General features: G+C 71.3%; 18 protein-coding genes and 1 riboswitch. Of the genes, 11 read left to right on the plus strand and 7 right to left on the minus strand.

Annotated elements, in window-relative coordinates; all coding sequences use genetic code 11:
* Window positions 1-47 precede the first annotated feature (47 nt).
* Window positions 48-1,643: a hypothetical protein gene (locus ABGA98_RS25140; RefSeq protein ID WP_347620848.1), complete on the plus strand. Its 1,596-nt coding sequence runs from the start codon at window positions 48-50 to the stop codon at window positions 1,641-1,643.
* 206 nt (window positions 1,644-1,849) lie between these two features.
* On the opposite strand, the gene ABGA98_RS25145 is transcribed toward ABGA98_RS25140, so the two are convergent.
* Genes ABGA98_RS25145 through ABGA98_RS25155 form a run of 3 tightly spaced genes read right to left on the minus strand, consistent with a single transcriptional unit; the run spans window position 1,850 to window position 4,199 of the window.
* Window positions 1,850-3,487, minus strand: a complete 1,638-nt coding sequence (locus ABGA98_RS25145) for a PH domain-containing protein (protein WP_347620849.1) — start codon at window positions 3,485-3,487, stop codon at window positions 1,850-1,852.
* Window positions 3,484-3,963: a PH domain-containing protein gene (locus tag ABGA98_RS25150; RefSeq protein ID WP_347620888.1), complete on the minus strand. Its 480-nt coding sequence runs from the start codon at window positions 3,961-3,963 to the stop codon at window positions 3,484-3,486. The genes ABGA98_RS25145 and ABGA98_RS25150 overlap by 4 nt, the downstream gene beginning before the upstream one ends.
* An 8-nt stretch (window positions 3,964-3,971) precedes the next feature.
* Window positions 3,972-4,199: a hypothetical protein gene (locus ABGA98_RS25155; RefSeq protein ID WP_347620850.1), complete on the minus strand. Its 228-nt coding sequence runs from the start codon at window positions 4,197-4,199 to the stop codon at window positions 3,972-3,974.
* A 110-nt stretch (window positions 4,200-4,309) separates the two neighbouring features.
* Here ABGA98_RS25155 and ABGA98_RS25160 point away from each other — a divergent pair, with 110 nt between their 5' ends.
* From ABGA98_RS25160 to ABGA98_RS25195, 8 genes are all read left to right on the plus strand, one after another.
* Window positions 4,310-5,548 carry a histidine kinase gene (locus ABGA98_RS25160; RefSeq protein WP_347620851.1) on the plus strand — a complete coding sequence of 413 codons (1,239 nt, stop codon included), beginning with the start codon at window positions 4,310-4,312 and terminating at the stop codon, window positions 5,546-5,548.
* Window positions 5,545-6,213 (plus strand): response regulator transcription factor, encoded by a 669-nt coding sequence (locus tag ABGA98_RS25165; RefSeq protein WP_347620852.1) that lies wholly within the window; start codon window positions 5,545-5,547, stop codon window positions 6,211-6,213. Before ABGA98_RS25160 ends, ABGA98_RS25165 begins: the two co-directional genes overlap by 4 nt.
* Before the next feature lie 476 nt (window positions 6,214-6,689).
* Window positions 6,690-7,943, plus strand: a complete 1,254-nt coding sequence (locus tag ABGA98_RS25170; protein ID WP_347620853.1) for an NYN domain-containing protein — start codon at window positions 6,690-6,692, stop codon at window positions 7,941-7,943.
* Window positions 7,944-8,029: 86 nt separating this feature from the next.
* Entirely contained in the window at window positions 8,030-9,004 is a 975-nt protein-coding gene (locus tag ABGA98_RS25175; protein WP_347620854.1) for an NlpC/P60 family protein, read from the plus strand.
* Window positions 9,005-9,400: 396 nt separating this feature from the next.
* Window positions 9,401-9,563: riboswitch (cyclic di-AMP (ydaO/yuaA leader) on the plus strand.
* 73 nt (window positions 9,564-9,636) lie between these two features.
* Window positions 9,637-10,161: a C40 family peptidase gene (locus ABGA98_RS25180; protein ID WP_347620889.1), complete on the plus strand. Its 525-nt coding sequence runs from the start codon at window positions 9,637-9,639 to the stop codon at window positions 10,159-10,161.
* A gap of 118 nt (window positions 10,162-10,279) precedes the next feature.
* A complete protein-coding gene (locus ABGA98_RS25185) occupies window positions 10,280-11,095 on the plus strand; it encodes a hypothetical protein (protein ID WP_347620855.1) in 816 nt (271 codons plus the stop codon).
* Window positions 11,096-11,107: 12 nt separating this feature from the next.
* Window positions 11,108-12,592, plus strand: coding sequence for a M48 family metalloprotease (locus tag ABGA98_RS25190; RefSeq protein WP_347620856.1), 1,485 nt, complete (start codon window positions 11,108-11,110; stop codon window positions 12,590-12,592).
* Window positions 12,559-13,692 (plus strand): glycosyltransferase family 4 protein, encoded by a 1,134-nt coding sequence (locus ABGA98_RS25195; protein ID WP_347620857.1) that lies wholly within the window; start codon window positions 12,559-12,561, stop codon window positions 13,690-13,692. The genes ABGA98_RS25190 and ABGA98_RS25195 overlap by 34 nt, the downstream gene beginning before the upstream one ends.
* Before the next feature lie 8 nt (window positions 13,693-13,700).
* Here ABGA98_RS25195 and ABGA98_RS25200 read toward each other — a convergent pair whose 3' ends face one another.
* From ABGA98_RS25200 to ABGA98_RS25210, 3 genes are read right to left on the minus strand one after another with little or no spacing between them, the layout of a single operon-like run.
* Window positions 13,701-14,618 carry a carbohydrate ABC transporter permease gene (locus ABGA98_RS25200; protein WP_347620858.1) on the minus strand — a complete coding sequence of 306 codons (918 nt, stop codon included), beginning with the start codon at window positions 14,616-14,618 and terminating at the stop codon, window positions 13,701-13,703.
* Window positions 14,615-15,487: a sugar ABC transporter permease gene (locus ABGA98_RS25205; RefSeq protein WP_347620859.1), complete on the minus strand. Its 873-nt coding sequence runs from the start codon at window positions 15,485-15,487 to the stop codon at window positions 14,615-14,617. Before ABGA98_RS25205 ends, ABGA98_RS25200 begins: the two co-directional genes overlap by 4 nt.
* Complete coding sequence (locus ABGA98_RS25210) at window positions 15,487-16,767, minus strand: ABC transporter substrate-binding protein (protein WP_347620860.1); 1,281 nt, start codon at window positions 16,765-16,767, stop codon at window positions 15,487-15,489. Before ABGA98_RS25210 ends, ABGA98_RS25205 begins: the two co-directional genes overlap by 1 nt.
* 185 nt (window positions 16,768-16,952) lie before the next feature.
* Between ABGA98_RS25210 and ABGA98_RS25215 the strand changes: the two genes are divergently transcribed.
* Window positions 16,953-17,750 carry a DeoR/GlpR family DNA-binding transcription regulator gene (locus ABGA98_RS25215; protein WP_347620861.1) on the plus strand — a complete coding sequence of 266 codons (798 nt, stop codon included), beginning with the start codon at window positions 16,953-16,955 and terminating at the stop codon, window positions 17,748-17,750.
* Window positions 17,751-17,882: 132 nt separating this feature from the next.
* On the opposite strand, the gene ABGA98_RS25220 is transcribed toward ABGA98_RS25215, so the two are convergent.
* Complete coding sequence (locus tag ABGA98_RS25220) at window positions 17,883-18,203, minus strand: hypothetical protein (RefSeq protein WP_347620862.1); 321 nt, start codon at window positions 18,201-18,203, stop codon at window positions 17,883-17,885.
* Window positions 18,204-18,490: 287 nt separating this feature from the next.
* Between ABGA98_RS25220 and ABGA98_RS25225 the strand changes: the two genes are divergently transcribed.
* A complete protein-coding gene (locus tag ABGA98_RS25225) occupies window positions 18,491-19,621 on the plus strand; it encodes a hypothetical protein (protein ID WP_347620863.1) in 1,131 nt (376 codons plus the stop codon).
* The last annotated feature ends 14 nt before the right edge of the window (window positions 19,622-19,635 follow it).

Raw genomic sequence — 19,635 nt, forward strand, 5'->3', positions numbered from 1 at the left:
GTGACTACCATGTACCCCCGCACGCCAAGGCAACCCCAGGAGTCTTTGTGAATCCCGGCAGCGAGCACGAGCCGCCTACCAGCCCTTACCAGGTGCCAGGCAGGCAGTTCGAGCCGCCCGACATGCCGCCCGGCACGCCACGGAACACGCCACCGTACCTGCCTCCAGCCATGTCGCCGATGCCGCAGGTGCCGCCGCCGCAGCGCCCGCGGCGGCCCGCCTGGCTGCTACCCACGCTGGCCGCCGCCCTCGTCGTGCTGGTCGCGGCGGGCGGCGTCGGGGCCTACTTCGTGTACGGCAAGGTCGCGGGCACCTCCACGCCGCCGTTCGCGCAGCCGGGCGACACGACGGACGACGGGCCGGCGCAACCGGCCGCCACCTCGGCCGCCGCCGCGACGAGGCCCGACGTGTGCGCCATGCTGCCGAAGGACGAGGCCGACCGGCTCGTCCCCGACGCGACCATCGCCAAGAGGTCCCAGGACGGCCACTACACGGTCAGCTTCACCTGCAACTGGCAGAACCAGCGCATCTCGTACGGCGAGTTCTGGCGCAGCAGGGAGATCGACGTCCGGATCGAACAGCACAAGGGCGAGGGCGCCAAGACCGGCAGGGCGCTGGCCCAGAACTCCTACGAGGTCGACTACCGCGGCGGCAAGTACGGCGAGACCGCCACCCCGTCGCTCAAGCCCGGCGAGAAGAGTTACACCTCGCCGGTGAAGGACATCCAGGGCGTCGGTGACAGCGCGTTCGCCCAGTACACCTGGCGCCGCGACGGCAAGCTGCTGTGGTACTCGTTCGGCAAGGCCTACGCCCGCGTCGGCGACATGACGATCGAGGTCAAGTACCAGGCGAGCCAGCAGCGCAAGGACGCCCAGATCCTGTCCAACGAGACCACCCAGTCGATCACCGAGGCCAACGCGATCCGCGAGGTCTCCAAACTGGCCGGCCACTTCGCGAAGGGCGTGGCGGCCTGGCAGGCCAAGCATCCCGGCGTGCTGGCCCGGGCGGAGTCGTCGGAGGCCACGGTGTCGCCGAGCGCCACCCCGACGCCCTCGCCGAGCGTGCTGACCGTCTTCCCCGCCGACTGCTCCGCCGTGACGGAGGCGGCCACGAAGCTCGTGCCCAAGCCGACCACCCGCGCCCGCGGCACCACGGCCGGGGGTGACAACCAGACCGAGTGCCGCTGGCTCAACCTGGACCTGCCCGGCGGGGAGGGCACCAAGAAGATCCGCAGCGTGCTGATCACCGTGCACCGCTTCACCAACCGGGCCGGCGCGGTCGACGCGGCCGCTGCCAAGGCCTACTACGTCGGCGAGTACGGCGGCGACAAGAGCACCGCCGACTCATCGCTCGAAGGCATCACCTGGGGCAAGCTGACCGAGGTCGACGGGCTGGGCGAACAGGCCTACCAGCAGTACGTGGAGACCAGGCGGGGCGAGGTCTCGGCCTCCAGCGCCACCGTGATGATCCGCAAGGGCGCCATGGTCGTCCGGGTCGACTACTCAGGCCACCAGCGGCCGGAGGGCGAGGCGACGAACTCGTCCAAGGTCGAGTTCATGCCGGAGAAGGAGGCCATGGCCGGCGCGCTCACCCTGGCCAAGTCCTACATGGCCACGCTGACCAGGCAGCCCAAGGGCAGCTGACCTCACGTGACGCCGCCTCGCCCCGCTGTCGGGAAGGGGAGGGGCGGCGTTGTCGTGTTCTCCTGACGGCGGTTCGCGTCAACGGTTAAAGAGCCTGCAACCCGGTTGCAAGTGTGACAAATACGGTTAGGACCGCAAGCACTTGAGCCGCGCGATCACGTTTGTCCAGTACAGGGGCATGGGCAAGCGACGGGGGATCTCGCGGCTCATTGCTTTGCCACCGTCGTCCCCCTGATGAGGAACGGCTCCAGCAGGCCGGGTACGGCGCGGGAGGCCAGGTCCAGGCCGGTCTCGCGGCCGACGTCCATCACCTCGTAGTGCCCGCGGCCGGCGGAGGTGGTGGCGGAGACGGTCAGTAATCCCGAGCGCCGCTGAAAGTACGACTCGGTGATCGTCCATCCCGCGATGCCCCTGCGGTCGAGCGCGACGGTCCGCCGCACCACCGCGCCACCCCGGCTGACCAGGTGCCGGGGGCCCAGCGCGTGCCCGAGGTTCCTGGCGCCCTCGACGGCGCCCCACATCCCGGCCGCCAGCACCACGACGGGGATCAGCCACACCCAGGCGCGCACCCACGGCGCCGGCCAGGACGCGGCCCCCGCCGCGGCGGCCAGGAGCGCGGTCGCCAGCAGGGCCCGTACGACGCGCCGCCGCCTCGCCGCCAGGGGATGCGGGATCAGCGCGCTACCGGCGCCGGGCACGCGCGACCCCGGCACGCCGGCCGCCGCGACCTCGGCGGCGGGGACACGCGACCCCGGCCCGCCGGCCCCGGCGACCTCGGCGGCGAGCCGCCAGGCCAGGTCACGGGGGAGGGGCGGGGCGAGCGCGGCGGCGTCCTCCGTCTCGTTCCCGGCCTTCTTGCCAAGCCCTGTGGCGACGGTCTTGACGCGGGCGCCACCGCCCAGCCGCAGCAGCAGCGGCTCGCTGATCTCCACTCCGCGCAGCCTGCGCAGCTCCAGGGTCAGCGACCGGGCGGTCAGCAGCCCGCGGCGCAGCCTGAGCCGGCCGGGCTCGTGCTCCAGGCGGTAGCGGCCCCACGACTCGGCGAACAGCAGCACCGCGCCGAGCACGCCGACGGCCAGGTTGACCGCCAGCAGCAGCGGGACCGCCGTCAGCGGCTGCGCGACGATCCAGCCCCACAGGTGGCTCGCCGCTCTGCTGGTGACGGACTTGAGCCCGATCGCGTTGAGCGGCTTGTAGAGCGCGCCGAGCACCAGCGCGGACGCCGTGAACGTCCACACCGACAACGGCGCGTACCTGATCCACGACCAGCGCAGCTCGGCCAGCGGCCCGTCCCGCGACTCCCGCTCCTCCTCCCGGTGCAGCAGGGTACGGCGCAGCGCCTCGGCGTCGTTCCTGGCCAGCGGGTCGAGCGTCAGCTCGGTGTGGTCGCCCGCGTGCTCGCCGGTGCCCACCTTGACGACGCTCAGGCCGAACATCCGGAGGATCGGATCGGCCCTGAGGTCCACGCTGCGCACCCGGTCGCGCGGGATCGAGCGGTGCTGGCGCGTGGTGAGGCCCGAGCGCAGCTCGAGCCGCTCGGCGGTGAGCCGCCAGCGGGTCGTACGCAGCCTGGCCAGGTCGTAGGCCGGCACGGTGGCCAGGATCAGCACCGCGGCGCCCGCGCAGGCCGCGACGATCCAGCCCGGCTGCCAGTCCAGGCCCAGCAGGAAGCGGGTGAGCCCGGCGACCGCGCCGGCCACGAGTGCCAGCGACTTGGTGCCCGAGACCCACAGGCTCCGTCCTGACAGCCGCCGCCAGCGGTCCTGCCCGTCGCGGTGGTGTGCCGCTTCCTGTGCCGCTTCCGGGGCGTTCATGTCCTGCCCGCGCAGCCCGGGCGCGTTCATGTGGCGTCCCCGGGCGTCGCCTGCGTGAGGGCGGTCAGGCGTTCGGCCAGTTCGGCGGCCACCTCGTGATCCAGCCCCTCGATCTTGACGGCGCCCGCGGACGAGGCGGTGGTCACCGTGACGTCGGCCAGACCGAACAGCCGCTGCACCGGCCCCCGCGCGGTGTCGACCCGTTGGATCCGCGACATCGGCGCCACCCGCCAGGTGTGCGTCAGCCACCCCTTGCGCGTGTAGACCGCCTCGCCGGTGACCTCCCACCGCTCCACCCGGTAGTACGCCCGCGGCGCCACCAGCGCCAGCGCCACGCACGCCACCCCGAACACGGCGACCGCCGCACCCAGCCAGAGCGGCCGCTCGGTGAAGATCCAGTACGCCGCCACGGCCGCGACGGCGAGCGGCGCCATGAGGAGCAGCCACTGCACCGTCCACCACGGGATCACCCGCGGATCGGCCTGGTTGCGCGGCGGCCTGAGCATGGTCGAGCTCACTTCTCCTCCTTCGCTTTCTTCGTCGCGTCGGCCGCGGCCAGCAGCACGAAGCCGAGCACCCCGAGCACGATGGCCGCGAACACCTCGTATCCCTTGAGGACCGGCAGCAGGTTGACCACGAGCAGGTCGTGCGCCCACCGCCACCATCCGAACAGGGCGTTGACCAGGCCGCCCACACCCTGCAGGAGCAGCACCCACCCCGATACCGTCAGAACCGCTTGCATGGCTCCAGCCTCGCCGCGCGGCCGCGCGGCCCGCGTCGGCCGTAGGTCTCGGCCGGCATCGACTTTGGTCGCTGTCGCCCCGCCCCTGGCAGGGCCTAACCTCGGTGGACGTGACGGCACACCGGCAGGACGGCGTTCCCGTCCCCGAATATCGGTGGGCGCTGCCGTCGGTGCTGCTCGGAGACGCCCGGGAAGGCGGGCGCGTGCGCCGCTCGACGCGCGACTGGATCGTCGACACCGTCATGTTCCTGCTGGCCTGCGGCCTGACGTTGTTGTCCCTGACGGAGATCCAGGACGAGCCGGCGCCGCTGCTGGTGATCGAGCAGGTCATGGGGGCGTTGTCGTGCGCGGCGGTGTGGCTGCGGCGCAGGTGGCCGGTCGGCCTGGCCGTGGTGACGACGCTGCTTGCGTCCTACCTGGAGCTGCCCGGCGGGCCCTCGGTCGTGGCGCTGTTCACGGTGGCGGTGCACCGGCCGTTCAGGATCTCCGGGCCGCTCGCGCTCTTCTCCCTCGTCACGCTGGCGCCCTACGTCTGGCTGCGGCCGCAGAGCGACCTCGATCGGGGCTGGACGGCGGTACTCGGGGTGGCGATCGTGCTGACCGTGTTCGCGTGGGGCATCGTGGTCAGGGCCAGGCGGCAGGTCATCTGGTCGCTCAGGCGGCAGGCCGGGGTGGCCGCGGAAGAGGCCAGGCGGAGCGAACGCGAGCGCATCGCCAGGGAGATGCACGACGTGCTCGCCCACCGCATCTCGATGCTCAGCCTGCACGCGGGCGCGCTGGAGTTCCGCCCGGACGCGCCGACCGAGGAGATCGCCAGGGCGGCCGGCGCCATCAGGAACAACGCCCACCTGGCGCTGCAGGACCTGCGCGAGGTGATCGGCGTGCTGCGCGCCGCCAGGCCGGGCGAGGAGGGCGATGAGGCCGAACCGGTGCCGGAGCGCCCGCAGCCCACGCTCGCCGACCTGCCCAAGCTGGCCGAGGAATGCCGTCAGGCGGGCATGGACGTGTGGCTGAGCCTCGGGGTGGAGGACGCGCCGGAAGGTCTGGGCCGTAATCTCTACCGCATCGTCCAGGAGGCGCTCACCAACGCCCGCAAGCACGCGGGCGGCGCGCCGGTGGCCGTCACCGTGGCGGGCAGGCGGGGCAGGGGGGTGTCGGTGGAGGTGCGCAATCCGCTGCGGGCCCGCCACGGCCTGCGCATCCCCGGCGCGGGCGCCGGGCTCATCGGGCTGACGGAACGCGCCGAGCTGGCGGGCGGCAGGCTGGAGCACGGCGCGACGCCGGAGGGCGAGTTCCTGGTACGCGCCTGGCTACCGTGGCCGGCGAAGACGATTCGGGAGGACGCGTGACCACTCCGGCCGGCGGGCCGATCAGGCTGCTGATCGTCGACGACGACGCGATGGTGCGGGCCGGGCTGTCGATGATCCTCGGCGGCGCCGGCGACATCGAGATCGTCGGCGAGGCGGGCGACGGCTCGGAAGTGCCGCCCATGGTGGCCGAGCACCGGCCCGACGTGGTGCTGATGGACATCCGCATGCCGGGCGTCGACGGGCTCACCGCCACCGAGGCGCTGCGCCGCACCTCCGCGCCGCCCGAGGTGGTGGTGCTGACCACGTTCCACGCCGACGCGCAGGTGCTGCGCGCGCTGCGGGCGGGGGCGGCCGGCTTCCTGCTGAAGGACATCGCGCCGGGCGACCTGGTCCAGGCGATCAGGAAGGTGGCCGAGGGCGAGCCGATCCTGTCGCCGGCGGTCACCCGGCAGCTCATCACGCACGTGTCCGACGGCGGGGCGGACGAGCGCACGGAACGCGCCAGGAAGCTGCTCGGCCGGCTCAGCGTGCGGGAGCGGGAGGTGGCGACGGCCGTCGGCCAGGGCAAGTCGAACGCCGACATCGGGCGCGAGCTGTTCATGAGCGTGCCCACGGTCAAGGCGCACGTGTCGCGGATCCTGACCAAGCTCGACCTCAACAACCGGGTCCAGGTCGCGCTGCTGGTCTACGACGCGGGCTCGTAGCCGGGTCACCGCGCCGGCAGGCCCCCGATCGTGCGCGGCGAGCCACCGCGCCGGCAGGTCCCGATCATGGCGCGGCGAGCCGCCGGACCGAGCAGCCCCAGAGGGCCGGGCTCGGACGGGCCGGTGCGCTGGAATCCCAGCTTTTCGCGCCGGGTGGCGGCGACCCCGACGAGTGCGCGCTCGCCGGGCCTGCAGCGGCGCCGCGGGGTGCCGGGTCGACGCGGTTCTGCGAGGTCACGAGCGGCGGTGCGAGACTGTTCCGCCAGGGTCGGCCTCCCTGGTGGACGCCCGTACCGGCGTGGCCGATCCTTCCCAACCAAGCGCTTGCCCATATCGGCGTGGCCGTTACGGTCAGGTACGCGGCAGCCGTACCCTTGTCTGAAAGGGCATGTCACGAAGGGACAAGTGGGATGAGTTCAGCGGGTGAAGGCCTGTCTCGCCCGCTTCCCGAGCAGGTGCGGCTCAATGTCGTCGACTTGGCGTCTCAAGTCCTCGGCACGATGCCCCCTGCCGCTATTCCGCCGCCGCTGCGGGGCATCGCCAAGTTCGACCCTCGTAAGCGGGCCAAGCTGGGCAGCGCCCCCATCGCGGCGCAGCTGGAGAACGACAAGAAGTTCCGCGAGCTGGTCGCCGAGTCGGTGACCGCGGGCTGGCCCGAGCTGGTCGCCGCGCTCGCCGAGGGCAACGTGCCGCCCGCCGCCGACCCCGTGCTGGTGGCCGCGGCCGCCTATCTCACCCGCCCGCCCGGCTGGGCGGAGATGATCGAGGCCGCCCGCTCCGACCTGGAGCAGTCGCTCGCGGCCGCCGAGGACTCCGAGCGCGAGGAGGTCGTCGCCCGGTTGCGCGAGCAGCTCGCCGCGCAGAAGAGCGCCGCCAAGGAGGAGGCGGAACGCCTGCGCGAGCAGGTCAGGGCCGCCCGCGCGGAAAACTCCGACCTGCGCCGCAGGCTTCACGACGCCCGCGAACGGGCTAAGGCCGCGGTGCGCAGGGCAGAGGAGATGGAGCGGGCCGCCGATGAGGCGAGGACGGCCGCCTCGGCCGCCGGCAGCGCGGGGGAGTCCGAGCTGCGGCGGCTGCGCGAGCGGCTGTCCGACGTGGAGAAGCAGCTCGAAGCCTCGCGCCGGGCCGCGCGCGAGGGCAGGAGCATCGAGGACGCCCGCATCAGGGTGCTGCTCGACGCGCTGCAGGACGCGTCGGCCGGGCTGCGCAGGGAGCTGGCCCTGCCCACCACGATCAGCCGGCCGGCCGATTCGGTCGCCGCGGTCACCGGCGAACGGCCGGGTGTGCGCGTGCCCGCGCGGGCGCTCGCCGACGACGACCCGCAACTCCTCGACCAGCTCCTCGCGCTGCCGCAGGTCCACCTGATCATCGACGGCTACAACGTCACCAAGACCGGCTACGGCACGCTCACCCTCGCTGACCAGCGCAACCGGCTGATGACCGGGCTGGGCGGGCTGGTGGCGCAGACGAGGGTAGAGGTGACCGCGGTGTTCGACGGGGCGGAGCTCAACGCCCCTGTGCAGGTCGTGGCGCCGCGCGGCGTGAGGGTGCTGTTCAGCGCGCCCGGGGAGATCGCCGACGACCTGATCCGCCAGCTCGTCCGCGCCGAGCCGCCCGGCCGTGCCATCGCCGTGGTGTCGTCGGACCGGGAGGTGGCCGAGTCCGTCAGGCGGATGGGAGCCAGACCCGTTCCCTCTGGCTTGCTGCTGCGCCGGCTGGGCCGGGCTTAAGTTACGAATTGGTATGTTCGGGTGAGACCTCGCCCGCCACTTCTGTACTATTTCGCCCCAGTAAAGATCCCCTGGGAGGCGACGCAGTGAGGTTTGGCCGGGTGCCGGTGGCCGTGGGTCTCGCGTTCGGGCTTGTGGTGTCCCCCATGGGGGCGGCGCTCGCTGATCCGAAGCCGACCATCGGGCAGGCCAAGGCCAAGCTCGACAAGCTCAACGACAAGGCCGACAAGGTCGTCGACCGCTACAACACGGCGACCGAGCGCTACAAGAAGGCCAAGGGCACCTACGCGAAGCTGAACACGAGCTACAAGCGCAAACTCCGTACGGTCGCCGACCTGCGCACCCAGATCGCCGACATGGCCGCCACCGTCTATCGGGCCGGCGGCTACGCCACCACCATGCCGGGGCTGGTCGGTGCCGACAACCCGCAGGGACGGCTGGCCGGGATGGCGCTGGCCGGGCAGATGGCCAAAGAGCGCTCGGAGAAGCTGGCCGCGTTCGACCGGGAGAACCGCGGGCTGAAGAAGGAACGCGACAAGGCGCAGGACGCCCTGCGGTCGGCCGACGAGGTCCGTGGCGAGGTCGAGAAGGAGCGCAAGGAGATCCTCGGGCTGATCGCCGAGCAGAAGAAGCTTCTGAAGAAGCTGGGCGCCTACAAGACCGGCAATCCGAACAGCACCGGCATCGAGTACACGGGACCCGCGTCGGGGAACGCCGCGGCGGTGTTGCGGTTCGCGTTCGCGCAGGTCGGCAAGCCGTACGTGTTCGGCGGGACGGGGCCGGGCGGCTACGACTGCTCGGGGCTGACCCAGGCGTCATGGCGGGCCGCGGGCGTGTCGCTGCCCAGGACGACGTGGGCGCAGTGGGCGTGGGGCGCCAGCCGCAAGGTGTCGCTGAACGCGCTCCAGCCCGGCGATCTCATCTTCAGCGAGGGCCTGGGGCACGTCAGCATCTATGCGGGCAACGGGAAGATCGTCCATGCGCCGCAGACGGGCGACGTGGTCAAGGTCGTCAGCCTCTCCGCCTACGGCCGCAACCTCGTGGGCGCCGTCCGCCCGTAATTTCGTCCGCCTTTTACGATGCGCCATCGTTGCCGCCCGCGCGGGCGGCCCTTGATCACGTTCTGCTTCCTTTTGATCACCGTGGGTCCAGCGCATGCGAGGCGGAATGTGACAAACGCGACATTTGGTCCCTGACAAGACCGGTGTTTCGCGAAATGTGAGAAGGGTCACTTTTTGGTAACGGTGCCCCCTGTTCCAGCAGGGGTTCGGACGTTTACTGGGGCCTTTGTCGATCTTTACAGCCTGACTCGGCTTTTGCCGATCCTTGACCGTCCGGCGTAGCTTCTGGCGTCGTCGCGGTGCACAAGCCATGGCGCCGCGAACCCACATCGGTCCCTCCCGATGTGAAGGCAGATGAAGATCCGCTGGTCATCGCCGCGATATCCCCATGACGCGGGCGATGACCTGCCGAATCCGTGCAGTCAGGAGGCACGGAACCGGGGACCCAGCGATCCCAGTTCCCCAGGGATCAGGGGTGAATCGGCGCGCCATCGCGCCGTAGGGCGACTTCCAGGCCCGAATCCGACAGCTAACCCGGTAGGCGTTCGTGGAAGACCCAAGGAGAAATCCTGTCTACCTCCCTGCACAACCCCCGCCTGTCCCGCCTTGCCCTGCCTGGCGTCGTGCTCACGATGACCGTGACGGCCGGAGGTCTGGTCCTCCACGCCCCCACGGCTCAGGCGGCGACGACGAGCGACACGGCCGGCGTCTCCTCGGTGAGGGCGGCCACGGCCGCCGCCACCGCGACGTCGGCCAAGGCGGCTCGCAAGCGAGCAGCCAAGATCGCTCGGCAGAAGGTGAAGGCCGGCAAGGCCATCGCCGTGGCCAAGAACCAGATCGGTGACCCGTACCGTTACGGCGCCACAGGCCCTGGTTCGTTCGACTGCTCCGGCCTCGTCCAGTACGCCTGGAAGAAGGCCGGGGTGGAAATCCCGCGCGTGGCGAGCAGCCAGTTCGCCGGCATCAGGAACAAGGTCTCCTGGCGCAACCTCAAGCCCGGTGACCTCATGTTCTTCAACGGGCTCGGCCACGTGGGCATGTACATCGGCAAGGGCAAGATGATCCATTCGCCGCGGACAGGCGAACGGGTGCGCATCGACAAGCTGGGCGGATGGCGCAAGTCGTCGTTCGTCGGCGCGGTCCGTCCCGGCCTCTGATGAAGCCCCGCCCGGGCCCCCGGGAGATCTTCCGGGGCCCGGGCGGGCTCCCGTGGAAGCCCGCCCCTCCCCTCGTAAGGCGGCCGGCCCCTCGATCGGGCCCACTACGATCGGCAGCGTGTCCGAGCAGGTGAGCCGACGAACTGCGCTGGCCGCGCTCCTCCTCCTCGGCCTCGCCGCCGACGCGCCCGCCCCCGGATCGCCCGTCTTCCCCGCGCAAGCCCGTGACCTGTGGCCGGACGGCCAGGCCACCGCCCGCGGGGCACGTTCCCTCGTCACCGGCCACCGCGCCGCGCCCGGCACGCTCAGCGATCTCGCCCGCCGCGCCGACTCGGCCGGGCTGCGGGTCACGGCCGTGCTCGGCCGCCCGGTGCGGCCCGTGGTCATCGTTCCCGGCTCCGCTGAGGACGCCGCCCGGCTGGCCGGTGTGGAGCGCCTCGACGGGCTGGCGGCGGTGGCCGACGACGGGCGGGTGATCGTCGTCCCCGAGTCGTTCGGCAGGCTCACCTCCACCGGCAAGGACGTCGTCCTCACCCACGAGCTGACCCACGTCGCCGCGGGCACCGGCGGGCTGCCCGTCTGGCTCTACGAAGGCTTCGCCGACTACGTCGCCTACCGGGACGCCGGGCTGCCCGTGCGCACGGCCGCCGCCGAGTTGGCGGCCGAGGTGCGGGCCGGGCGCGTGCCGGCCGCGTTGCCGGGGCCTGAGGCGTTCGCCGTCGGCGGGCCCGACCCCGGACGCCTCGCGCTGGCGTACCAGGAGGCCTGGCTGGCGTGTCGGTTCCTCTCCCGCCGTTTCGGTGAGAGGAGCCTGGTGAGGCTCTACCGTGATGCGCAGGCGGCCGGCGTCGACGAGGCGCTCGCCGCGCTCGGGCTCTCCGTGGCCACGCTGACGGCACGGTGGCGCGCGTACGTGCGGGAGCAGCTCGCGTGAGTGGGGAGAAAGATGAGCGGACGGCGGGACGCGGACGGCCCCTCTGAGGAGGCCGGGGCGGGCGGCGGCGAGGTGACCGCCACAGGGCCCGGTGACGGTGTTCCCGCGGGCGCCGTCAGCGCGGAGGACCCCGCGCGGACGGACGGCGGCGCGGCGGGGGCGTGGAGACGTCGCGAACGGGGGCAGGGTGATGGAGTGCCCGCGACGACGGACGGCCCGGCGCAGGACCCGGGGGAGGAGCCGGTGGTGGACGCGGCCGAGCGCCGGTTCAGGCGGCAGGCCGCCGTGGTCCTGGCGGTGCTCGCGGCGGTGATCCTGGCCGTGGCCGCCTTCAGCACGCCGTGGCGGGTCCTGGCCGCGGGGCCGCCCGACCCGGCGCGAGACTTCACCGCCGCCGAGATCGCCAGGGCGCGGGCCTTCGACGCGGCCACGTCCCTGCCGAGCTATCTCGGGCTGGCGCTCACGCTGGCCTTCGCGGCCCTGCTCGTGGCCACCCCCTTCGGGGCCAGGGTGCTGGGCCGGCTGAAAGGCCCCTGGTGGGTGCGGGTGGTCCTCGGCGTCCTGGTGCTCACCGCGATCGTCGAGGCGGTCAGGTGGCCGCTCGGCGTCTGGTTCGAGACGCTGCTGCGCGACTACGGCCTGTCCACCCAGGACTGGGCGGGCTGGAGCGCCGACCGGCTGAAGAGCCTCGGCGTGGAGGCCTTCCTGCTCTGCCTCATGCTGCTCGTCCTCGTGGGGCTGGCCCGCCGGGTGCGGCGCTGGTGGATCCCGGCGGCCGTCGGGGCGTGCGCGCTGACCGTGGTGATGTCGTTCGTCTACCCGGTGGTGTTCGAGCCGCTGTTCAACGACTTCACGTCCATGCCGCAGGGCTCGCTGCGCGACAACCTGCTGGACATGGCCGAGCGCGACGGCGTGCCGGTGCAGGACGTGCTGGTCGCCGACGCCTCGCGGCGCACGACGGCGCTCAACGCGTACGTGTCGGGCTTCGGCGCCACCCGCAGGATCGTCGTCTACGACACGCTGCTCAAGGCGCCGCAGCCCCAGGTCGAGCTGGTCGTCGCCCATGAGCTGGGCCACGCCGAGGCCGACGACGTGCTCTTCGGAACCCTCCTCGGCGCCCTGGGGGCGGCGCTCGGCGTGGTCCTGCTGTTCCTGGTGTTCGGCGCGGTACGCCGGCGCACCGGAGTCACCTCGATCGCCGATCCGCGCGCGGTGGGTGTGGTCATGGGCCTGATGACGCTGGGTTCGCTGATCATGGGCCCCGCCCAGAACGTGATCAGCCGCCACGTCGAGGCCAGGGCCGACGTGCACGCGCTCGACCTCACCCGGGATCCGGCCACGTTCATCGCCATGCAAAAACGGCTGGCAATTACCAATATTTCCGACTTGTCGCCGAATCCGGTGGAATATGTGCTTTATGCCTCCCATCCTTCCAGCCCTGAGCGCATCGCCCTGGCCCGCTCATGGGCCGAGCTGAACGGCGTCCCGGTGCCGTGACCCATGCGGACGTGCTCTTCGTCACGAACGACTTCCCGCCCAGGCCGGGCGGCATCCAGTCGTTCGTGCACGGGCTCGCGCTGCGCACGCCGGGCGTGACCGTCTACGCCCCCGCCTGGCCGGGGTGCGCGGACTTCGACCTGCGCCAGCCGTACCGGATCGTGCGGCATCCCACGCGGCTCATGCTGCCGGCCCCGGCCGTCGCGCGCAGGGCGGCCGCCCTGGTGGCCGAGCATCGCGTGCGGACCGTCGTGTTCGGCGCGGCGGCGCCGCTCGGCCTGCTCGCGCCGCGCCTGCGCGCGGCGGGCGCGCGGCGCGTGGTGATGCTCACCCACGGCCACGAGGCGTCGTGGGCGAGCACGCCCGGATTCCGCGCAGTGCTGCGCAGGATCGGCGAGCACGCCGACGTGGTGACGTATCTGGGCGAGTACACACGAGCCCGCCTGGCCACCGCCATCCCCCCGGCCAAGCTCGTACGCCTCGTTCCCGGCGTGGACACCGGCCAGTACCGCCCCGGCACGGCCCGCCGGTCCATCAGGGCCGAGCTGGGCCTCGGCGACAGGCCGGTGGTGGTGTGCGTGTCGCGGCTGGTGCCCCGCAAGGGCCAAGATCAGCTCATCAGGGCCTGGCCCCAGGTGCTGCGCGCGGTGCCGGACGCGGTCCTGCTGCTGGTGGGCGACGGGCCCCACCGCAGGACGCTGGAGCGGCTGGCGGCGGGGCACGAGTCGGTCAGGTTCACCGGCGCGGTGCCGGCGGCGGGCCTGCCCGGCTACTACGCCGCCGGCGACGTGTTCGCGATGCCGTGCCGCACCCGGTGGAAGGGCCTGGACGTGGAAGGGCTCGGGATCGTGTTCCTGGAGGCGTCGGCGACCGCGCTGCCGGTGGTCGTGGGCGCGTCCGGCGGCACGATCGACGCGGTGCGGCCCGGCGAGACCGGGCTGGTCGTCGACGGCGAGGACGTCGACGAGATCGCCCGGGCCCTCGTCGAGCTGCTGAGCGATCCCGGCAAGGCGCGCAAGATGGGCGCGGTCGGCCGTGACTGGGTGGCCCGCGAATGGGCGTGGGACCACGTGGCCGCCCGCTTCCGGGCTCTCCTCTAGCCCTTGGCCTAACCCTTGGTCGACCCCAGCGTGAGGCCCGCCACGAACTGCTTGTGCAGCAGCTGGAAGACGATCAGCGTCGGCAGCGCCACCAGCACCGACCCGGCCGCCAGCAGGTTGTAGTCGGTGAAGAACTGGCCGCGCAGGTTGTTCAGCGCCGAGGTGACGGGCAGCTTGTCGCCCGACGACATCAGCACCAGCGCCCACAGGAAGTCGTTGTACATCCACGTGAACTGCAGCGTGGACAGCGCCGCCAGCACCGGCCGGCACAGCGGCAGCGTCAGCCGCCAGTACCGTTTCCACACCCCGGCCCCGTCCACCAGCGCCGCCTCGCTGATCTCCTCGGGGATGGTGCGCATGAAGTTCGCCATCACGAAGACGCAGAAGCCGAACTGGAACGCCACGTGGATGAGGATCAGGCCCAGGTAGGAGTCGTAGAGCGACTGCGAGTCCGACAGCCAGGCGGGCAGCGGGACCAGCGTGTAGAGGGAGTAGAGCGGCGTGATGAGCACCTGCGGCGGCAGCAGGTTGCCGGCGGTGAAGACGATCAGCAGCGCCTTGCGCCCCGGGATGCGCAGCCGGGCGATGGCGAACGCCGTGAACGACGCCAGCAGCAACGTGATCAGCACGCCGGGGACGACGATGATCAGCGTGTTCAGGTAGTAGCGGGGCAGCTCGGCCTGGATCCACGCCTCCGCGTAGTAGCCGAGCGTGAGATCCTCCGGCAGCGAGAAGTAGCCCAGGCGGGCGGTCTCCTCGTACGGCCGCAGCGACGCGTACACGGCCAGCGCGAGCGGCAGCAGCCAGCCCAGCGCCACCAGCGCGAGGAAGGCGTGCAGCAGGATCCGCAGCGGCCGCACCGGGCGCCGCGCGGCGGGCCCGCGTGCCTGGGACGGGGGAGCGGAGGCGGGGGCGGTGAGCGTCATCGTTCCTCCCTGAACAGCTGCGACAGGTAGGTGACGATGAACGCCAGCGAGATCACCAGCAGGATCACCGCGATCGCCGAGCCGAACCCGATCCGGCTGGCCTCGCCCACGATGTTCTCCGTGACCAGCACCGACAGCAGCTCGAGCCCGTTCCTGCCCTTGTTGATGGCGTAGACGATGTCGAACGCCCGCAGCGCCTCGATCACCGTGATGACCAGCACGATCACGTTGATCGGCCGCAGCGTCGGGAAGACGACGCGGAAGAACGCCTGCCGCTCGCTGGCTCCGTCGATCGCCGCCGCCTCCTTCAGTGCCGGGTCGACGGCCTTCAGCCCCGCCAGATAGATGATCATCACGTACCCGACGTGCCGCCACGCGGCGGCGGCCATGACGACCCAGATGTTGATCGAGCTGTCGCCGAGCCAGTCCACGCCGAGCCCCGTCACCGCGTTCAGCACGCCGTAGTCGGAGGAGTAGACGAGCTGCGCGATGAAGCCGACCACGGCCAGCGACAACACCACCGGCATGTAGAGGGCGCTCTGGTAGACGCGCGACAACCGCAGCCGCCGGTCCAGCAGCACCGCGCAGAACAGGCCGAACGGCGTCGCGACCAGGCCGAGGAAGGCCAGCCACAACACGTTGTTGCGGACGGCCGACCAGAACGGAGGATATTCGGCGGCCAGGTCGTGATAGTTGCGCCCGCCGACCCACTCGATGGGGCCGATGCCGTTCCAGGCGGTGCCGGACAGCCCTACGGAGGCCAGCGTGGGACCCCAGACGAGGCTCACGTTGACGACGATGGCCACCCCCAGCCCGATGACCAGGACGGTCACGTCGCGGGCGGAGTAGCGCCGGGTCTTGGCGGCCATCAGCGGAAGATGTTGGCCTTCTGCTTCTCGATGCTCGCCAGTAAGGAGTCGATCTCGTCCGGTTCGCCGACGAACGACTGCAGGGACGGGATCATCACGGTCGAGGCGAAGTCGGGCCGGGTGTCACGGTCGAGGAACTGCGCGATGTGGGTGGCCTTCGACACGAGCTCCGCGCCGCGCTTCTGCAGGGCGCTGTAACCGGACGTGTCGGCCTTGGAACTGGCGGCCAGCGTGCCGGGGTCCAGCTTGGTGGCGACGTTCTGCGACGAGGCCTGGGCGAAGTGCTTGAGCAGCGCCTTCGCGCCGTCGACGTTCCTGGCCTTGGCGGAGATCATGTAGCCGTCGATGGGGGCGTCGATCGAGTCGGTCCCGTACGCAGGGTTGATCTCGGGGAAGGTGAAGAAGTCGAGGTCGTCCCGGTCGGCCTCCGGGAACTGCTGGGCGACGAACATCCCCAGCAGGTACATCCCGGTCTTCTTCTGCGCCAGCGACTGCCCGGCCTCCTGCCAGGTGCGGCCGAGCGCGGCCGGCTGGTGGAACTCCATCAGCCCGCGCCAGGTGTCGAACACCTGCCTGACCCGCGGATCCGTCCACGACTCCTTGCCGCCCATGAGCGAGACGTGGAAGTCGTAGCCGTTCGTCCGCATGTTGAGGATGTCGAACGTGCCCATCGCCGGCCAGCCGTCCTTGTCGGCGAACGCGATCGGGACGAGCCCGTCGGCCTTCATCCTCCTGGCCAGCGCGGTCAGCTCGTCGAGCGTGGCCGGGGGCTCGTACCCCTTCTCCCGCCAGAGGCTCTTGCGGTAGAACACCGCCCACGGATAGTAGGTGAACGGCACGAAGTACTGCTTGCCGTCGGTGCCGGTCGACTGGTCCTTGAACGCCTGCGTGTAGTCGCCGCCGATCTCCCGCCACACGTCGGAGATGTCGACGGCCAGCCCCTGCTGGGCGAAGAACTGCATGCGGTAGCCCGCGAACCAGGTGAACACGTCTTCGGGCGTGCCACGGAGATAACGGTTGATGTTCTCCTGGAACGTGTTGTGGTCCACGGTGTTGATCTTCGTGGTGGCCTGCGTGAAGCCGCCTACCACGGTTTCGAGGGTCTTCTTCGGGATCTCGTCGGAGGCGTTGGAGCCGATCGTGACCGTGCCCAGCCCTCCGCCGCCGGAGGCGGGGCCGGGGTCGCCGGAGCCGCACCCGGTGAGCACGGCCGGGACGCCGAACGCGGCGGCGGCTCCCAGCAGGACATGACGGCGGGAGATGGGTAGCTGTTGGGCCATCGTGGGTTTCCTCCTTGCCGGACCCTTCAGATTCCCCCGAGTTCGCGCATCTTCCTTCATCGAAAAGCCAACATTTCGGACTGTCAACGCACGGTTTCATGACGAATCCCCGGCAGCCGCGCCGCCGCCGCCGTGTCATGATGCGATCGGGATGGTGTCGGAACCTGTTGGGATCTGGTGATGCGATGCTCGCTCCGCAGCGTCAGCAGGCGATTCTCGAACTGGTCAGGCAGCACGGCGGCGTCCGGGTGGTCGAGCTGGTGCGGGTGTTCGGGGTCTCCGACATCACCATCAGACGTGACCTGGAGTCATTGTCGGAGCGCGGCCTGCTGACCAAGGTGCACGGCGGCGCCACCGTCATCGGGTCCACGGACGAGCCCGGCTTCGCCGCCAAGTCGGTGCGGCAGGAGGCGGAGAAGCAGGCCATCTCCCGCCGCGCCGCCGCTCTCGTCCGACCCGGCACCGCCGTGGCCCTGTCGGCGGGCACCACCACCTGGACGCTCGCGCACCATCTGGCCGGAGTCCCCGCCCTGACCGTCGTGACCGACTCGGTGCGCGTCGCCGAGGTCTTCCGGCGCTGCGGCCGGGCCGACCAGACGGTCGTGCTCACCGGCGGAGTGCGCACGCCCTCCGACGCCCTCGTCGGCCCCGTGGCGGTGGCGGCGATCCGCGAGCTCAACGTGGACATGCTGTTTCTCGGTGTGCACGGGATGACCGTCAGAGCGGGCTTCACCACTCCCAACATGATGGAGGCCGAGACGGACCGCGCCCTGGTCGAGTCGGCCGGCCGGCTCGTGGTGCTCGCCGACCACACCAAATGGGGCACCGTGGGCATCAGCACCATCGCCCAGCTCGGCGAGGCCGACATGGTGATCTCCGACGCCGGGCTCGCGGCCCCGGCCAGGGAGGCGCTGGCCGGTCAGGTGGGCGAACTCGTCATCGCGGGGGCGAACCAGCGCCGCCCGCCTGTGCCGCCGGCGTGACGGGGAGATCAGGCAGGCCCGGCACACTCCGGCTCGCCGGTGCGGTGCCGGCGCGCCCGTGACGACGGACCAGGCGACGGACGTGACGAGGGCGGGGCCGCGCCGAACGCGGACCCGCCCTCGTCACAGCGATCAGGCCGCGTCGAGCTTGCGCTGGATGCCGACGAGAATCTGCAATATCTCCGTCTGGGTGGCCTGCATGGTCTTCTGACCCTCCTGCACGACTTCCATGCGGCCTTCTATGGAGTCCATGCGGCCTTCCAGGCCTGTGAGCCTCTCATCGACCCTGGCGAACCCCGCGTCCATCTTGCGGTCGAGATCCTTGACGCGATTGTCCACGCCGTTGATGCGATGGGTGAGGTCTTCCCCCAGCAGCCGCTGTTCCGTGCGGATCTTGACCAGCTCGCCCTGGATCTTGTCGCCGAGCTCGATGCAGGTGTCCTTGATGCTCATGGAAATCTCCCCTACGGTGGTGGGTAGGGACCGGGGATGTGAAGGATCTCCGGTCCTGTTTCTTTGCCACGAGAATACTCCGCGAACTGCCGGCTGCAAGCCGGAATCGAATGGAGATTCCCCTGTTCAGGTGGCACGTGGGAGCTTTAAACCGAAATGATCCGTGTATGTTACGGCGACATATTGCGTTGGTTCCGGCGCTCGTTCTCGCTATCTCCGCGTGCGAGTCGGACATAAATCCCACGGCTTCTGAAGAATCGTCAAATCGTCCCACCGAGACCACTTCGGTGAAGGACTGCTCCAAGGCGACCGCGCGGGATTTCGACGGGGACGGCAAGGACGACGTCGCGGTGGGCAACCGCATGATCATCGGCGGCCAGGTGTCGATCCTGAGCGCGGACCGGCTCGTTCCCCTGACCATCCCCGACAAGGCCGCCGACGGGATCGGCGCCGCGGTGGCGCTGGCCCGGGTCAACGCGGACAACTGCGCGGATCTCGTCGTCGGCGCCCCGTACACCAAGGTCGACGGCAAGGGCGCCGCGGGCGCCGTCTATGTCCTGTACGGCGGGAACGCCGAGCCCGTCAAGAAGGTCGTCTCGCCGCAACCCCAGGCGGGGGCGCGGTTCGGGGCGGCCGTGGCGGCGTACGGCCGGACGATCGCCGTCGGCGCCCCGCAGGAGAAGGACGGCGGCTCGCAGTCGGCGGGCGCCATCTACGTGACCGGCGACGGCACGCCGCCCCGGCGCATCACCCAGGACACCGAGGGAGTGCCGGGCAACAGCGAGCCTTTCGACGGCTTCGGCGCCGCGGTGGCGGTCGGGCCGCTGCGCGACGGGCGGATGGGGCTCGTGGCCGGCGCGCCGGGGGAACGCGACGACGGCGGCGGCAGGCAGCGGAAGTCCCGGACGGGGTCACGCGACGGCGCGGTGACCGTGATCCCGGACGTGCGGGCGAGCCAGATCGAGGCCGTCAAGCACGACGGCGGCGACGGTTGCGCGTTCGGCGAGGCCGTCGTCTACGTGCCCGGCGGCAGGTGGGCGGCGACCCAGCCGAGATGCGGCAAGGTGCAGTTCTTCCACGACGCCGGACTCGCCGGCTCCACGACGTGCGGCGCCTGCGCCGGGAGCACGGGCGGGGGGACCGCGGCCCTGGCCGCCGCGCCCGACGGCCGGGTGGCGGTGGCCTGGGGCGACTCCGCGCAGGTGCTGCCCGCGCAGGAGGGCGGGCGGACCTCCATCGTCCCGGCCCTGCCGGGCGGCAACCTGCCGGTGGCCTTCTACGGGACGCGGCTGGTGTTCGGCATGCCCCGCGATGCGCCGCCCATGGGGGTGACCGTCTTCGACCCGGCCACCGGCGAGAGTGAGCAGGTCATGAGCAGGAGAGGCGACGTGGAGGGCGTCGGGGAGGCACTGGGCTGACCGGCGCGTGGACC

This window comes from Nonomuraea sp. B1E8, from assembly GCF_039871515.1.
Taxonomy (GTDB): domain Bacteria; phylum Actinomycetota; class Actinomycetes; order Streptosporangiales; family Streptosporangiaceae; genus Nonomuraea.

What these genes read in the sequence shown, in the direction of transcription:
- ABGA98_RS25145 (WP_347620849.1), bottom strand. Translation starts at nt 3,487, where the DNA reads ATGAACGCGCCCGGGCTGCGCGGGCAGGACATGAACGCCCCGGAAGCG.
- ABGA98_RS25150 (WP_347620888.1), bottom strand. Translation starts at nt 3,963, where the DNA reads ATGCTCAGGCCGCCGCGCAACCAGGCCGATCCGCGGGTGATCCCGTGG.
- ABGA98_RS25155 (WP_347620850.1), bottom strand. Translation starts at nt 4,199, where the DNA reads ATGCAAGCGGTTCTGACGGTATCGGGGTGGGTGCTGCTCCTGCAGGGT.
- ABGA98_RS25180 (WP_347620889.1), top strand. Translation starts at nt 9,637, where the DNA reads ATGACCGTGACGGCCGGAGGTCTGGTCCTCCACGCCCCCACGGCTCAG.
- ABGA98_RS25190 (WP_347620856.1), top strand. Translation starts at nt 11,108, where the DNA reads ATGAGCGGACGGCGGGACGCGGACGGCCCCTCTGAGGAGGCCGGGGCG.
- ABGA98_RS25195 (WP_347620857.1), top strand. Translation starts at nt 12,559, where the DNA reads ATGGGCCGAGCTGAACGGCGTCCCGGTGCCGTGACCCATGCGGACGTG.
- ABGA98_RS25200 (WP_347620858.1), bottom strand. Translation starts at nt 14,618, where the DNA reads ATGACGCTCACCGCCCCCGCCTCCGCTCCCCCGTCCCAGGCACGCGGG.
- ABGA98_RS25205 (WP_347620859.1), bottom strand. Translation starts at nt 15,487, where the DNA reads ATGGCCGCCAAGACCCGGCGCTACTCCGCCCGCGACGTGACCGTCCTG.
- ABGA98_RS25210 (WP_347620860.1), bottom strand. Translation starts at nt 16,767, where the DNA reads ATGGCCCAACAGCTACCCATCTCCCGCCGTCATGTCCTGCTGGGAGCC.
- ABGA98_RS25215 (WP_347620861.1), top strand. Translation starts at nt 16,953, where the DNA reads ATGCTCGCTCCGCAGCGTCAGCAGGCGATTCTCGAACTGGTCAGGCAG.
- ABGA98_RS25220 (WP_347620862.1), bottom strand. Translation starts at nt 18,203, where the DNA reads ATGAGCATCAAGGACACCTGCATCGAGCTCGGCGACAAGATCCAGGGC.